The sequence below is a fragment of the Pantoea alhagi genome, assembly GCF_002101395.1.
GTDB classification, from domain to species: Bacteria; Pseudomonadota; Gammaproteobacteria; order Enterobacterales; family Enterobacteriaceae; genus Mixta; species Mixta alhagi.
Window position 1 is genome coordinate 2,733,013 of sequence record NZ_CP019706.1, and the last position, 15,211, is coordinate 2,748,223.

The window sequence follows — 15,211 nt, forward strand, 5'->3', positions numbered from 1 at the left end:
AAATCCATATTAAATGGGTTACAGCAATATCCTGTTCGCGTTTAAACGTCTCTTAATGCTCATACTAAATGGCCATACTGGCGAAATGGAGTGGATCTGAGAGCATTTCAGCCAGCGTTTTAAGATTATCTTCACATTGCAGACGGGTTTTAGCGCCGCCAAGACATAAGCGCAGCGCCTCAGGAGGATTATTGTCGGTACAAAAGGCAACGCCAGAGACAACGCTCATTCCCTGCTCGCGTAATTTAGCGGCCACGTCTGAAGAATGAGAATTGATCATTTTTGGCAGTGGCAACCACAGATGATAACCATTTATATCAGCACGGTAGTTTAGTCCCGCAAGATAAACCGCCGCCATTTTTTGACGTACCTTCGCTTCTGCCCGTATTGCCGCTAACATTCGCTCAGCCGTGCCGTCATTGATCCACTGACGTGCCAGCGCATTGGTCAGCGGACTCGACATGACCGTTAAAGCGCGCAGCACACCTGACAGCAACTGTATTGATTGCTTATCGGGGCCTTTGACAAAGGCGATGCGCAGACCGGGTCCAAAACATTTAGACATGCCGGTAATGTACCAGGTTAATTCCGGCATCAGTTCAGCAAAGGCTGGAATACGATTTTCCGTCAGGGCGGCATAAGCATCGTCTTCAATCACTGAAATATTGTAACGGCGACAGATTTCAGCAAGCGCCATTCTGCGTCCGGCAGGAATGGTAATCGTAGTGGGGTTATGGAGCGTTGGATTAACGTAAAAAGCACTGATACCGCCTGTTTTACACAGAGCTTCAAAAGCGAAAGGATCGGGGCCTTCATCGTCACAGACTACCGCTTTTAACCTAACGTTAAGCTGGCTGGCGATCGCTTTTATTCCCGGATAAACCAGATTGCTTACGCAAACAGCGCCATTTTTACGCTTAAAAAGCGTAAGCAGGCCCACAAGAACGCTGTGTATACCCGGACAAACCAGAATTTCCGCCTCATTTTTTAATTTTAGTTGATAGCCTATCCAGTGCATCGCGGCTGCTTTGTCTTCAGCGGTGCCGCCAAAATCCTGATAACGCATCAGGCTCATCATATCGCTGCTATTAAAAAGATTGAGCGCGCCGTTTCGTATCGCCTCCTCAATAGCTGGCCCTTCCGGCTCTACGGGCGCATTCATAGTCATTTCATAGATGCTGACCGCTGTCGGTGAAGACGGCGAGGCTTTACTGCGAATAAAGCTGCCTAAGCCAGGGCGGGAATCTATCAGCCCCCGGCGGCGCGCTTCAGCATAGGCGCGCGTCACGGTTGTATAGTTAAGACCAAGGACAGGAGCCAGTTCACGTAGCGGCGGTAACCGACAGCCTGACGGTAATTCGCCACTGTTAATCCCTTCCGCAATAAAATCAGCGATAAGCAGGTAAGCCGGACGTTGAGAGTGCTGCTGAAGCTGGGATGACCAGCGAGTAAAAAGTGAGGTAACCATCTTCCTGCTTATATGGATAGGGAGTTCACCTGTATTGATACCATAAAGAAAATCAATATGAAACTTGATTGCATCATTGATTGCATCATTAACATCCGGTTAATCGAAAAGGAATTTAGAAGGTAAACTGTTTTATATATAAAACTGAATATTATCAATAAGTTAATTTTTAAGTCAATTTTTATGAGGTGGGTTTACGCTTTAAAGATGATTTGAGCGGTAGCAGATTGATTGCATCAAACTGTAAACAGCAGAACAACAGTAAGGGAAGAGTAAGCGAATGCGAACTTCAGGCAACCAGACGCTTGTCAGAAGATGCGCTTTGAGTGAGATCGTCTGGCAGACAACCAACGAAGTCGGCTTTAATGGCAGACGTCAAGATCAATAAAATACATATATGATTATTGTGAGCATAAAGCTAAACCTGATACCGGAGATCAAATGAAAGCATTAACTCTGAAAGCGCCCGGCGGGCTGGAAAATATTACCGTATCGAATATCGCGGATCCGGGGAAACCGGGTAAAGGTGAAATTCGGGTCGCCATCAAGGCCAGCTCCCTGAATTTCCACGATTTACTTGTCGCAGGCGGACAGTCGCCGACAGCGGATGGAAGAATATTGCTTTCTGACGGCGCGGGGATCGTAGAAGAAGTGGGAGAGGGCGTGGAAACGTTTAACGTTGGCGATCACGTTGTCTCAACATTTTTCCCGCTCTGGTCAGCAGGCAAACCTGTGCCGGCAGTTGGCGGCTTCGCCCATACGCCAGGTGACGGTATTGATGGCATGGCCTGTGAATATGTGGTCCGTGCGCAGGGGGCATTTACCCGTGCTCCGGCAGGCTGGAGCCATGCCGAGTCAGCAACCATCACCACTTCTGGCCTGACTGCCTGGAGAGCGCTGATTACCGATGGCAATCTTAAGGCCGGAGAAACCGTCCTGGTTCAGGGGACCGGCGGGGTATCTATAGCGGCGCTGCAGATTGCTAAAGCAATGGGCGCGAAAGTCATTGCCACCTCATCGTCTGATGAGAAGCTTGCCCGGGTAAAACAGCTCGGCGCTGATGAAACCATTAACTACAGAACCACGCCCGATTGGGGAGATAAAGTGCTGGAACTGACCAATGGTTTTGGTGTGGACCATGTGGTTGAAGTGGGCGGACCGGCTACCCTTAATGAATCGCTTAAGTCAGTGAAGGTGGGCGGCCATATTGCACAAATTGGCATTCTCTCCGGGAATGAAGCTGCAGTGCCTGTGGTTACTCTGCTGAGTAAACAGGTTCACCTTAAAGGTCTGATTGTGGCCAGCCGTCAGGATCAGTCGGATTTTGTCAGGGCGCTGGAAGTTATGGGGCAGAAGCCGGTTATTGACCGCATCTTCAAATATGAAGAGCTCAGCAAAGCCTTTGCCTGGCAACAGAGCGGTGCTCATTTCGGTAAAATTTGTATTGAGTGGTGATAAACCATAAGGCGCTGGTGACAGCGCCTTCACCCTGAAACGCCGGTGATAACCTGATGATAAATGATGGCGCTGGCTGAACTCTTCATTCTCCCCGATTGTGATAAATCATAGAGCCTGGAATATATTTATTCATCGCCTGCAGGTAAGACAGCAATGTAAATATGCTTTACTGCTGCTGATAAATTATTGCCGGAGCCTTGATAGTTAACAAATATATTTCCACAAAGTTTAGCCTGCCTGAAAAATAAAACATGCGCTTCACAGGGTAAAAACTGGCTTGTCTGGCAGACAGGCACCGCGTTCAGGCAGCTTTCTGGACGATCTGACATCGTCTACCCTCGATAAGCCTGATCATGACAACGCGAAAGTGAAACCTGTCCGCCAACCGCTCTGGCGTTGCGCTTTAACCTCCTCTGACCACCGCAAGCCTTTTTCAGGCTCTTTTTCTCCCGTGTTGCAATAAATAACCCTATATAACAGTAAGATGAGTGTTGTGGTCGACTCCAGAGACATACCTTGATGAAAGCGGTGGAACCTCAGGAACGATATTATTAATTATTGCCGGACGTTATTAATTTTGCTGAAGTGTGAGTCACCTCTCATTTTTTGAAAGTGACTGCCTTTTTAGGAGCTATTCCCATAGTAATTTTGAAAACATCGATTCCTTTGCTGCAAAAACGAGCGTAATATAGCCTTTAATAAGAAGAGAGGTAGATATGATTGACACTGAACTGGGGAACTGGAAAGACTTTATTGACGCGATGTTACGCAAGTAATAATGCCTGATAAAGAGAAGCGTAACGAATTCACTATTCGTTTTAGCATCTGAAATTCCATAAAAATAAAGAAGGCAGCCGGTTTACCGGCTGCCTTTATTATTTATGCGTGTTTAATGCATAATTACTGTTTATTTTTGTTCAGCGGTGCGTGTAATTAATGGAAAACGCCGTCTGATTAATACAAAAAACAACGGTACAAAAAATATCGCCAGCAGCGTCGCAGAAATCATACCGCCCATTACGCCGGTGCCTACCGCATGCTGACTGCCGGAGCCGGCACCGTTGCTGATCGCCATTGGCAATACGCCAAAGACAAATGCCAGCGAGGTCATCAGAATCGGCCGCAGACGCTGACGACACGCTTCCAGCGTTGATTCAATCAGATCGCCGCCACGGCTGTTGATGTCATTGGCAAACTCCACGATCAAAATGGCGTTTTTTGCCGACAGACCAATCACCGTCAATAGCCCCACCTGAAAATAGACATCATTTTCCAGCCCGCGTGCCCATGTGGCCACCAGCGCACCTACCACGCCAAGCGGCACCACCAGCATTACGGCAAACGGAATCGACCAGCTCTCATACAGGGCTGCCAGGCAGAGGAACACCACCAGCAGAGAAATCGCATACAGCGCCGGCGCCTGCGAACCCGATAGCCGCTCCTGTAGCGATGCGCCGGTCCACTGCAAACCCACGCCGAGCGGCAGTTGTCTCACCAGCTCTTCCATCGCATCCATCGCCGTGCCGGTACTGACGCCAGGCGCGGCTTCACCCACAATCTCCAGCGACGAATAGCCGTTATAGCGTTCCAGACGCGGCGAACCGGTTTCCCAGGCGGTTTTTGCAAAGGCGCTAAACGGCACCATGCCGCCTTCGCTGTTGCGTACATACCATTTATTAATATCATCCGGCAGCATGCGATATTTTGCCGCCGCCTGAACATAAACTTTTTTCACTCGCCCGCGATCAAGGAAATCATTGACATAGGTTGAGCCCCAGCCGGTGGTCAGCGTGCTGTTGATATCATCAATGGAGACGCCCAGCGCCTGCGCTTTGCGCTGATCGATATCGATACGCAGCTGCGGACTGTCGTCGAGGCCGTTATGCCGAACGCGCGCCAGGCGCGGATCGCTGTCAGCCTTCGCCAGCAGCTGATCACGCATCTCCATCAGCTTAGCGTGACCAATACCGGCGTGATCCTGCAGCTCCATATCAAAACCGGCGGCGTTGCCCATCCCGGTAATCGCTGGCGGACTGCTGGCGATGACTCTCGCTTCCTGAATGTTGCGGAAAGCTTTTGTCGCTCTTTCAATAATGGCGAAAGAGGTGCGATCGGCATCCGTGCGCTCTTCCCAGTTCTTCAGGCGTACAAACAGGCGCGCTACGTTCTGTCCGTTGCCGCCTGGCCCTGAACCAACGGTGGCAAATACCGATTCGATATTCTCTTTCTCATGGGTCAGATAGTAGTTTTCGACTTTTTCCACCACCTTTAGCGTTTGCTGCTGAGTCGAGCCCGGCGGCAGCTGAACCTGAGTGGTAAAAATGCCGCGATCTTCCAGCGGCAGGAAAGAGGAGGGCAGACGTAAAAAGAGCAGGGCCATCACGGCAATAATCGCCAGATAGAGCAGCAGCCAGCGTCCTGCCTGGCGCAGCAGCGTTGCCACGCCACGCTCATAACGGTCGGTATTGCGCGTAAACATACGGTTAAACCAGCCGAAAAAGCCGCGCCGCTGTTGATGTCCAGCCGCTATCGGCTTCAGCAGCGAGGCGCAAAGCGCAGGCGTAAGTATCATCGCCACCAGCACCGACAGCACCATTGCCGAAACCACGGTAATAGAGAACTGTCGATAAATAGCGCCTACGGTGCCGCCAAAAAATGCCATCGGCACAAACACCGCAGAGAGAACCAGGGTGATACCCACCAGCGCGCCCTGAATTTGCCCCATCGATTTACGCGTCGCGTCGCGTGGTGATAACCCTTCCTCGCTCATGATGCGCTCGACGTTTTCTACCACCACAATCGCATCATCCACCAACAGCCCGATCGCCAGCACCATCGCGAACATAGTGAGCGTATTAATACTAAATCCGCAGGCGTACAGAACGGAGAACGTGCCCAGCAATACCACCGGCACCGCAATGGTGGGAATAAGCGTGGCGCGGAAGTTCTGCATAAACAGATACATTACCAGAAATACCAGCAGCACCGCTTCCAGCAGGGTTTTCACCACATCACGAATCGAAGCGGTAACAAACGGCGTGGTCTCATAGGCGATTTTTGCTTCCAGGCCATGCGGGAAATAAGGAGAAAGCTCGGCAATTCGCGCCCGTACCAGCCGATCGGTTTCCAGCTCATTGGCGCCGGACGCGAGCTTAATGCCGAGCCCTGACGCGGGCATACCGTTATAGCGGCTGAGGTAATCATATTTTTCTGCCCCCAGCGCCACCTCGGCAACATCGCCCAGCGTTACCACCGAGCCATCACGATGGGTACGTAGCGTAATAGCTTTAAATTGCTCTGGCGTTTGCAGCAGAGACTGGGAATTTACCGTGGCGTTTAACGCCTGGTTATCCACCGAAGGGGTGCCGCCAACCTGACCCACGGCAACCTGACTATTTTGCGATTCAATGGCGCTCATTACGTCGCTGGTGGTTAACGCATAGTTAATCAGCTTGTTCGGATCGAGCCAGATACGCATCGCATACTGTGTGCCGTAGGCATCCACCTGACCCACGCCGCTGATACGGCTGAGCGGATCCTGAATATTACTCGCTACATAGTCCGCGATATCCTGCTTATCCATGCTGCCGTCGGTAGAGACAAAAGCAAGCATCAGGATATTACTGTCGCCGGTTTTGTTTACCGTCACGCCCTGCTGCTGGACATCCTGCGGCAGCTTACGCAGCGCCGATTGCAGCTGGTTTTGCACCTGCTGGCGCGCTTCGTCAGGATCGGTACCGGCGGAAAAGGTCAGCGTAATGGTGGCCTGGCCGGTGTTGCTACTTTGCGATGACATATACATCAGGTTATCGATGCCGGTCATGCTTTGTTCGATAATCTGCGTTACCGTATTTTCCAGCGTTTCTGCTGATGCACCGGGATAGTTAGCGGTGATACGCACGTTGGGCGGCGCCAGGTCAGGATATTGTTCTATCGGCAATGATTTTATTGCCAGCGCGCCGGTCAGGCAGATCATTATCGCCAACACCCAGGCAAAGATTGGGCGGTCAATGAAAAAATTTGCCATTGAAGCGGCACTCCTCAATACGATGTCATCAATTGGGAAAAGCAGCCGGTCGCGTTGGCGTCGCAACCAGCAACGGGGCACGCTTTGTATATCGATTCAGTGCGATTGCATGCCAAATCACTTTACGCGCCCACCCACAGAGAAACGTGGAGGAAAAGAGAAGAAAGTGTAAATTATCGTGCCGAAAAGCGCCTTTGATGAAAAAAGCCTAGCTATGTTTATTTTCCAGCCACAGCACGGTGGCGGCGACGCGTGAGCGCACATCCAGCTTACGCAGGAAATTACGGATATGCACCTTTACCGTCTCCTCGGAAATATGCAGGGCGAGGGCGATCTCTTTATTAGAGAGCCCGCGCGCCACCTCCTGCAGAACGTCCAGCTCGCGTTCTGTTAGCGTCTGGAACGGATTGGCGCTGTGGCCGCGCGTCGCCAGATAGTCGCGCACGATGCGGCTGTAGACGTTTTGACCCTGCGAGCCTTCGATAATTTGCTGTAACAGCAGTTCCGGTTCGCTGTCTTTAAGCAGATAACCGTCCGCACCCGCATCCAGCATAGCGTAAATATCGCTGCGGGCATCAGAAACGGTTAACACCAGAATACGCGCCGCGATCCCTTCATTGCGCAGCGCCTTCAGGGTATCAAGGCCGGACATGCCCTTCATATGTAAATCCAGCAAGATCACATCGGGAGAGAGGCGGCGAGCTTCAGCCAGCGCCTCGGTGCCATTATTGGCTTCGGCTACCACGTCAAAACTGCTGTTTAACTCCAGCAACTGACGAATCCCCCGGCGCATCAGTGGATGATCGTCGACCAGCATCACGGTAAAATGTCGGTTGTTCATAATACTCCCCGGACCAGACCGCCAGCAGTGGCTGGCTGAGTAAAAAAGAATAACGGGGGCGATTAATTCGCCACCGTTTCAGTTGTTTGTGAAGGAAAACGTAACAGCAGCTGCGTTCCCTGCTTCGGCGTGGTATCCAGCTGTAAGCTACCGCCCAGGCGTTGTGCCCGTTCATGCATAATCGTCAGGCCATAATGACCCGCTGGCTCCTCAACGGTGCTCAGCCCGCAGCCATCGTCACTGATAACAATCTGATATTCACCGTTTTCCTGCGTGTCGCAGCTTACCTTAATCTGTCTGGCGTTCGCATGGCGGATGGCATTCAACACCCCCTCGCGGACAATCTGTAATACATGCACCTGCTGCTGAGCCGTAAGCGCATCAAAGCCAGAGGAACAGTGCAGATCGATCTCAGCGCTGGTTTGCTGTTTCAGCGGAGTCAGCATCGCCTGCAACGCGGCAGGCAGACAGGCTTCGTCCACCGACAGGCGAAAGGTATTCAGCAGTTCGCGGAGTTGGCGATAGGCTTCTGCCAGCCCTTGATCGACGTCGCTGACGATCTGCTGCGCTGGCTGCTGATCGGCGTTCATGTTGCGCTTCAGTAAGGTTAGCTGAATACGCAGGTAGGAGAGCGCCTGCGCCAGCGAATCGTGCAGCTCGCGGGCGATAGTGGCGCGCTCTTCCATCAACAGCAGCTGCTGCTGCTGTTTCTGCGCCTGATGGATCCAGATAGCGCGCGACAGCAAATTGCCAACGCTTTGCATCAGCGGCGCAGAGGTTTCCCTGGTGCCTTCCTGCCAGCGCAGCTCGCCGCCCGGTTGATTTTCCTGTTGTAGCGTCAGTCGCTGCCAGTTTTTATCCGGCTGCGGCGTTCCCAGCGCAATCTGCCAGTTTTCCCCGGCATCTAATGTCAGCGCGTTCAGGCCGGCACGGGTAAAAACGATCTCCATGACCTGCATAATGGTTGGATGGCCAAGACTGCTTACGGCCAGCGCCTGTGACGCCTCGTATAAAATGGTCATGGTCTGGTGCGCAGCCATCAGATCCGCCGTGCGCGTCTTAACGGTGTTTTCCAGCTCGCTGTAGTGACGTTCCAGCTCGCCGGACATGCGATTAAAGGTGTTCGCCAGCAGGCCCAGCTCATTGACTAATGTCGTATCCAGCGTTGGGTAGTTGAAATTACCCTGTTGGATATAGCGGCTGGCAGTGACCAGTTGATTCAGCGGCTTGACGACCTGACGGCGCGTCAGGCGGATAGTCCAGAACGCCAGCGCTACGATGGCGATAAAACCCAGCGCGCTGGTCAACGCCACCAGCTGCATTTTACGTTCCGCATAACGTTGCAGATCGTAAACAAAGCGATCGATTTCACTGACATAATGCACCACATGTTGCGAGTAGCGCCCAGGATCGCTGCTGGTTAAATCTGCCCGCAGCAGGGGCCAGGATAACTGGAGCTGCTGATAACGATTACGCACGTTTTGCGGCACGTAGAACCGGTTCAGATGTTGCAGAACCGGCGCATTCAATGACTGCTGATAGTAACGCAGATGCGCTTCCAGTTCGGGAGATCGCCTGTCAAGATCCCAGGCAAGGCGATAGCTTTGCATTCGCAGCGAGCCAGCAATATTAATCATTTCCGCATCGCGCAGGCTGCCGGACAGGGTCAGTAACGCCAGGCTGGTAGAGAGCACCGAAAGAATAACGATGCCGGCCAGCGCACGCGCAATAGAACTGGTAACGGAGCGTTTTAGCATAAGAAAACTTAACCCAGAAAAGAGGGTGGCAATAATAGCCCGAAACCTGAGCGTGCGCAGCGGTGTGAAGTCAAATTAAGCGCAGGTAGTGCGGTTATCATTCTAAAGCGATCCGGCTAAGGCATTACCTGACCGAAAATAATACACGGAACGGAAAAGTGAAATGAACTGACGCCAGCGGTGGCAATAACGGCAACGGTTGGTGTGGTCAGGGATTACCTCCTGATTCAAACAAAGAGGATATGCCGTAGCCGTTACGGCTATCCCTGTTTTGTCATGCGGCGTCAGGCCATTGTCCGGTACGTTTTAAGATGCCGGATGGGGCAGGATTCAGAACACCAGCGTTTCGCCATCTTCCGGGATCCGTACGCTCTGCTCAATGCCCTGCTGATGTGCATATTCACGTATCTCAGCACGCGTCAGTACACAGTGATTAATCGCTTCCAGATGCGAAGCGACGATCGCCGCATGGGGAAGAACCTGATGGGTACGCAGAAAGTCCTCTTTCCCCATGATAATAGCGCCGTAGCCATCCACCTGCGCAAAGCCAGCGTTGATGATCACCACATCAGGCTGCCACGTCTGCAACGTATCGACATAAGGCTTAACCCAAATGGTATCACCCGCAATATAGAGCGTTTTTTCGCTATTGTGACGCAACACCAGGCCGCAGGCATCGCCGAGCATAGCCGCCATTTCAGGATTAGCATAGGCTTCATCGCTGCCATGCTGACCATCGGTTTTAATGATAGTGATGCCGGCAAAGCTATTCTCATCCTGTAATACGCGAACCTCAGTGAACCCTTGCGAACGGATAAGCGCGGCATCATTTTCATGCTGAACGAAGATCGGCATATCTTTGGGTATAGCGTGTTGAGCCGCCTCATCCCAGTGATCCAGATGAGTATGGGTAACGATAACGGCGTCAACCTTCAGCAGTTCATCAATGGCAACGGGCAGTTCAACAAGCGGATTACGTAAATGTGAGCGCGCTGTGCCGGGAAAACCAGGCCAGGCTTCCTTGTCAGCTAAAACCGGATCGATAAGAAAGCGGCTTCCTGCGTAATCAAGGCGTAATGTTGCGTTGCGTATTTGGGTTAGTTTCATGCTTTGCTCCAGATGATTTTTGCACTTGCGGTAGTCGGTAACGCCTGCCGAATCAGGCATGTATGCCTGAAATGCTAACGTGCTATCACTATAAGAGTAGAGCGCTCAGCCATGTGAGTAGTCTGAATGTCAAATATCGATGGAATCGGGCCAATTGCCGTTTTCTGCCTCTTCACGCCGGTACTTTTATCCGTGTTACAAAAATGACAAAAAGGGTAATAATTTTCACCATGGGAGTTTTGCTTCCCATTAACAGAAAGGTTAGGATTCATCGCCGTAAATTCGCTATGTCGCCACACTAAAAGACCCAGATCTATAGCGGATTTATTCCTTCAACTCTTTATAACGCAATCGTTTGTTTATTAAGAGGCGAAGAGAGCTGAGCGGACAGGCGCTCCTTTATCGGACAGGACAACAGGATAGGCAATGAAAGCAACCAAGAAAACGGCAGCGGATCAACGCGCTGCCAGAAGACGCTGGCTGAATTCACATGATGCTGGTTACGACAAAGCGATGGGTAACCGTCAGGTACAGATGATCGCCATCGGCGGCGCTATAGGAACCGGTCTGTTTCTCGGCGCGGGCGCGCGCTTACAGGCTGCAGGTCCGGCGCTGGCGCTGGTTTATCTCGTTTGCGGTATTTTTTCCTTCTTTATTTTGCGTGCGCTTGGTGAACTGGTGCTGCATCGTCCCTCCAGCGGCAGCTTTGTTTCCTATGCGCGCGAGTTTTTAGGTGAAAAAGCTTCTTACGTTGCTGGCTGGATGTACTTTGTTAACTGGGCGATGACCGGCATCGTGGACATTACCGCCGTAGCACTCTATATGCACTACTGGGGCGCGTTTGGCGATGTGCCGCAGTGGGTGTTTGCGCTGGGTGCGCTGGTTATTGTCGGCTCGATGAATCTAATCGGCGTGAAATGGTTTGCTGAGATGGAGTTCTGGTTTGCGCTGGTAAAAGTGCTGGCCATTATGATTTTCCTGGTGGTGGGCGTGGTGTTCCTGGGCAGCGGTAAACCGCTGGATGGCAATACCACTGGCTTCCATTTGATCACGGATAACGGCGGCATGTTCCCACATGGGCTGCTGCCAGCGCTGGTGCTGGTGCAGGGCGTGGTTTTCGCTTTTGCTTCGATAGAGCTGGTCGGGATTGCGGCAGGCGAATGTAAAGAGCCGAAAAAGGTGCTGCCGAAAGCGATTAACAGCGTAATCTGGCGTATTGGCCTGTTTTATGTCGGCTCCGTGACGCTGCTGGTGTTGCTGCTGCCGTGGAATGCTTATCAGGCCGGACAAAGCCCGTTTGTCACTTTCTTCTCAAAGCTGGGCGTGCCTTATATCGGCAGTATCATGAATATTGTGGTACTGAGTGCGGCGCTTTCCAGCCTGAACTCTGGCCTCTATGCCACCGGACGCGTTTTGCGCTCAATGGCGATGGGCGGTTCTGCGCCGCAGGTTCTGTCAAAAATGAGCGGCCAGCAGGTGCCTTACGCCGGTATTCTGGTTACCATCGGCGTTTATATCGTGGGCGTTGCGCTGAACTATTTTGTTCCGTCACAGGTATTTGAAATCGTACTTAACATCGCCTCGCTGGGTATTCTTTCGACCTGGGCATTTATTATTGTCTGCCAGATGCGCCTGCGTAAGGCAATCAAGGAAGGCAGGGCCGATGACGTTAGCTTTAAGCTGCCAGGCGCGCCGGTGACATCATGGCTGACGCTGCTGTTTCTGGTGAGCGTGCTGGTGCTGATGGCGTTTGACTACCCTAACGGAACCTATACCGTGGCTTCTCTGCCGCTGCTCGCCGTAGTGCTGGTTTTGGGTTGGTTTGGCGTGCGTAAGCGCGTCCATGCGGTTGCCATGACCGAGCATGAGCACGCTCATGACGGTGCGCAGCCAGCCGCGCCGTTAAAAGAAAACCCTTCAAAATAAGCGCCTGGCGGCGGACGATCAACCAGTCGTCCGCCGCTTCTTAACTTCCCATCTTATGTTGTAAATACCAGACCGCCGCTTCTACCCGCGACTTTAGCTGCAGCTTCTTTAGCAGATGTTTTACATGCACTTTTACCGTGCTCTCGGTGATATTAAGTTTACGGGCGATAGTTTTATTCGGGAGCCCACGCGCAATTTGTCGCAAAATATCCTGCTCCCTTCGGGTAAGCTGCTGCAGATCGCGTTGAGTCGCAGGCGGCGTTTCGCGCAGGCTGCTAATCAGAACTGAGGTCAGAGTCTCGCTTAACACCAGTTGCCCTGCGGCGGCTTGATGCAGTGAGGTAAGCAGCGCCTCTGGCTCCATATCTTTCAGCAGATAACCATCTGCGCCACGCTTCAGCGCGCTCACCACATCTTCTTCATCGTTTGACACGGTAAACACGACGATCCGGCCCGAAAGATCGATACGGCGCAAGAGATCGAGCGTTTCCAGACCGTTAATACCTGGCATATTCAAATCAAGCAAAATTAAATCAGGATCGAGCTGCTCGGCCAGCGCCAGACCCTGTTCGCCATTGCCTGCTTCGGCGATCACCTTCAACTGCGAATCGAGGCTAATCAGCTGTTTAACGCCGTTACGCAACATCGGATGATCGTCGATCAACAGGATAGTGGCGGCGTCATCGTGGATAGTCATACAGGCTCCGGTTAATCATGGTGTTGTCAGCAACTGCAACGCTGCATAAGGCATAACGAAAGCCGGTTTCAGTGAAAACAGCACTGTCGCCAGCTATTTTTCATAATTCTTATAAGATGTTTTATACCTATAAATAGGTAGTAAAAGTAAATGCAGAGGAGATTAAAATCTTTAACGGCAGCGATTCTTGTTTTTTAATTAGCTGTTTTTATTAAATTTGTTTTCAGGGTAAACACTACTCATTTAGTGGTTAAGACACAATTGCCGCCTGAAACTAACTGCCGCCCCGTTGATTTATGTCAACTCCGCACCGCTGACGACCAGGCAGGATGTGCGCAGTTCTCATTTCATCATCGGGGTTATTATGTCAAATTTAGCCACGCCGTCAGAAAAAAAAGCATCAGGTGCCGTTATTCAAAACTGGCAGCCGGAAGATGCGGAATTCTGGCAGCAGAGCGGTAAACGTATCGCAAGCCGTAACTTATGGATTTCTGTTTTTTGCCTGTTGTTGGCATTCTGCGTCTGGATGCTGTTTAGCACCGTTGCCGTTAACCTAAATAAAGTTGGCTTTAACTTTACAACCGATCAGCTTTTTCTGCTGACCGCTTTACCTTCTGTTTCCGGCGCGCTGCTGCGTGTGCCTTACTCTTTCGTTATTCCTCTGTTTGGCGGTCGCCGCTGGACCGCTTTCAGCACCGGCTTTCTGCTGATCCCCTGTCTGTGGCTCGGTTTTGCCGTACAAAATCCACAAACGCCTTTTACGGTGTTTGTTCTGATCTCCCTGCTTTGCGGCTTTGCAGGCGCAAACTTCGCCTCAAGTATGGGCAATATCAGTTTCTTTTATCCAAAAGCGCAGCAGGGTGGCGCACTGGGCATTAACGGCGGCCTGGGCAATCTGGGCGTAAGCGTCATGCAGCTGCTGGCGCCGCTGGCCATCTCAATGGCGATTTTTGGCTATTTTGGCCAGGGTCAGGTGACCCGCGACGGCGACCATATGTGGCTGGAAAATGCCGCCTGGATTTGGGTACCGCTGCTGTTTATCGCCACGCTTGCCGCCTGGTTCGGTATGAACGATCTCGCCGCGTCCAAAGCCTCTCTGCGTCAACAGCTGCCGGTATTAAAACTCGTGCATTTGTGGGGGCTGAGCCTGCTTTACCTGGCTACCTTCGGTTCATTTATCGGGTTCTCCGCTGGTTTCGCCATGTTGTCAAAAACGCAGTTTCCCGAGATCGTGATCATGAAGTACGCCTTCTTTGGTCCGCTTCTGGGCGCGCTGGCTCGTTCTGCGGGCGGAGTGATTTCTGACCGCTTTGGCGGCGTTCGCGTCACGCTGATTAACTTTATCGTAATGGCGTTATTTACCGGATTGCTGTTTCTGTCTCTGCCAGTAGAGGGAGAGGGCGGCTCGTTCCCGCTGTTCTTCGGTATCTTTATGGTGCTGTTCTTAACCGCAGGTTTGGGTAGCGGTTCCACCTATCAAATGATAGCGGTGATCTTCCGTAAAATTACCTGGGATAGCGTAAAAGCACGCGGCGGCAGCGATCAGCAGGCGCAGCAGGAAGCGGTAACTGATACGGCAGCAGCGCTGGGCTTTATTTCCGCCATCGGCGCGGCAGGCGGCTTCTTTATTCCGCAAACCTTCGGTATTTCACTGGCGATGACCGGTTCACCGGCTGGCGCGATGAAAATCTTCCTGGCGTTCTATGTGGTTTGCATTTTGATCACCTGGTTAGTCTACGGTCGCAAGGCTGCGCGCTAATCGCCCAAACCGGCTTTTGTCATACAGACAAGGCCGGTTTTTTTATTGTTCCTTACGTGCCGTACTCCTAAATAGCCGGTAGCCGCAGAAACCCGAAACCCTGGCTATGCCGCATTAAATTTATCCATTTAAATTATGAGGTTAAGTCTGGGAGGGGTTTACTCCTTAAGG

11 protein-coding genes are annotated in these 15,211 nt (G+C 51.9%); 4 read left to right on the forward strand and 7 right to left on the reverse strand.

Annotated features, from left to right (window positions below; translation table 11 throughout):
* Nucleotides 1-64: 64 nt before the first annotated feature.
* Nucleotides 65-1,468 (reverse strand): aminotransferase-like domain-containing protein, encoded by a 1,404-nt coding sequence (locus B1H58_RS12770; RefSeq protein ID WP_085070842.1) that lies wholly within the window; start codon nucleotides 1,466-1,468, stop codon nucleotides 65-67.
* A gap of 441 nt (nucleotides 1,469-1,909) precedes the next feature.
* Between B1H58_RS12770 and B1H58_RS12775 the strand changes: the two genes are divergently transcribed.
* Nucleotides 1,910-2,923: a zinc-dependent alcohol dehydrogenase family protein gene (locus tag B1H58_RS12775; RefSeq protein ID WP_085070844.1), complete on the forward strand. Its 1,014-nt coding sequence runs from the start codon at nucleotides 1,910-1,912 to the stop codon at nucleotides 2,921-2,923.
* Between the two features lie 128 nt (nucleotides 2,924-3,051).
* Here B1H58_RS12775 and B1H58_RS12780 read toward each other — a convergent pair whose 3' ends face one another.
* Entirely contained in the window at nucleotides 3,052-3,255 is a 204-nt protein-coding gene (locus B1H58_RS12780) for a hypothetical protein (protein ID WP_085070846.1), read from the reverse strand.
* Between the two features lie 387 nt (nucleotides 3,256-3,642).
* Between B1H58_RS12780 and ypfM the strand changes: the two genes are divergently transcribed.
* A complete protein-coding gene (ypfM, locus tag B1H58_RS20635) occupies nucleotides 3,643-3,702 on the forward strand; it encodes a protein YpfM (protein ID WP_157130239.1) in 60 nt (19 codons plus the stop codon).
* A 131-nt stretch (nucleotides 3,703-3,833) separates the two neighbouring features.
* Here ypfM and acrD read toward each other — a convergent pair whose 3' ends face one another.
* The 4 genes from acrD to B1H58_RS12800 form a co-directional block, all read right to left on the reverse strand.
* Entirely contained in the window at nucleotides 3,834-6,953 is a 3,120-nt protein-coding gene (gene acrD, locus B1H58_RS12785) for a multidrug efflux RND transporter permease AcrD (RefSeq protein WP_085070848.1), read from the reverse strand.
* 208 nt (nucleotides 6,954-7,161) lie between these two features.
* Entirely contained in the window at nucleotides 7,162-7,794 is a 633-nt protein-coding gene (locus tag B1H58_RS12790) for a response regulator (protein ID WP_085070850.1), read from the reverse strand.
* A 62-nt stretch (nucleotides 7,795-7,856) separates the two neighbouring features.
* A complete protein-coding gene (gene narQ / locus B1H58_RS12795; RefSeq protein WP_085070852.1) occupies nucleotides 7,857-9,551 on the reverse strand; it encodes a nitrate/nitrite two-component system sensor histidine kinase NarQ in 1,695 nt (564 codons plus the stop codon).
* A gap of 330 nt (nucleotides 9,552-9,881) precedes the next feature.
* Nucleotides 9,882-10,658, reverse strand: a complete 777-nt coding sequence (locus B1H58_RS12800; RefSeq protein ID WP_085072306.1) for an MBL fold metallo-hydrolase — start codon at nucleotides 10,656-10,658, stop codon at nucleotides 9,882-9,884.
* 426 nt (nucleotides 10,659-11,084) lie between these two features.
* Between B1H58_RS12800 and ansP the strand changes: the two genes are divergently transcribed.
* The gene (gene ansP / locus B1H58_RS12805; protein WP_085070854.1) at nucleotides 11,085-12,584 is read left to right on the forward strand and encodes an L-asparagine permease; all 1,500 of its coding nucleotides are present in this window, start codon (nucleotides 11,085-11,087) and stop codon (nucleotides 12,582-12,584) included.
* A gap of 40 nt (nucleotides 12,585-12,624) precedes the next feature.
* Here the strand turns inward: ansP and narL are convergent, their stop codons facing one another.
* Entirely contained in the window at nucleotides 12,625-13,281 is a 657-nt protein-coding gene (narL, locus tag B1H58_RS12810; RefSeq protein WP_085070856.1) for a two-component system response regulator NarL, read from the reverse strand.
* A 364-nt stretch (nucleotides 13,282-13,645) separates the two neighbouring features.
* Between narL and B1H58_RS12815 the strand changes: the two genes are divergently transcribed.
* Entirely contained in the window at nucleotides 13,646-15,040 is a 1,395-nt protein-coding gene (locus B1H58_RS12815) for a NarK family nitrate/nitrite MFS transporter (RefSeq protein WP_085070858.1), read from the forward strand.
* Nucleotides 15,041-15,211: the final 171 nt, after the last annotated feature.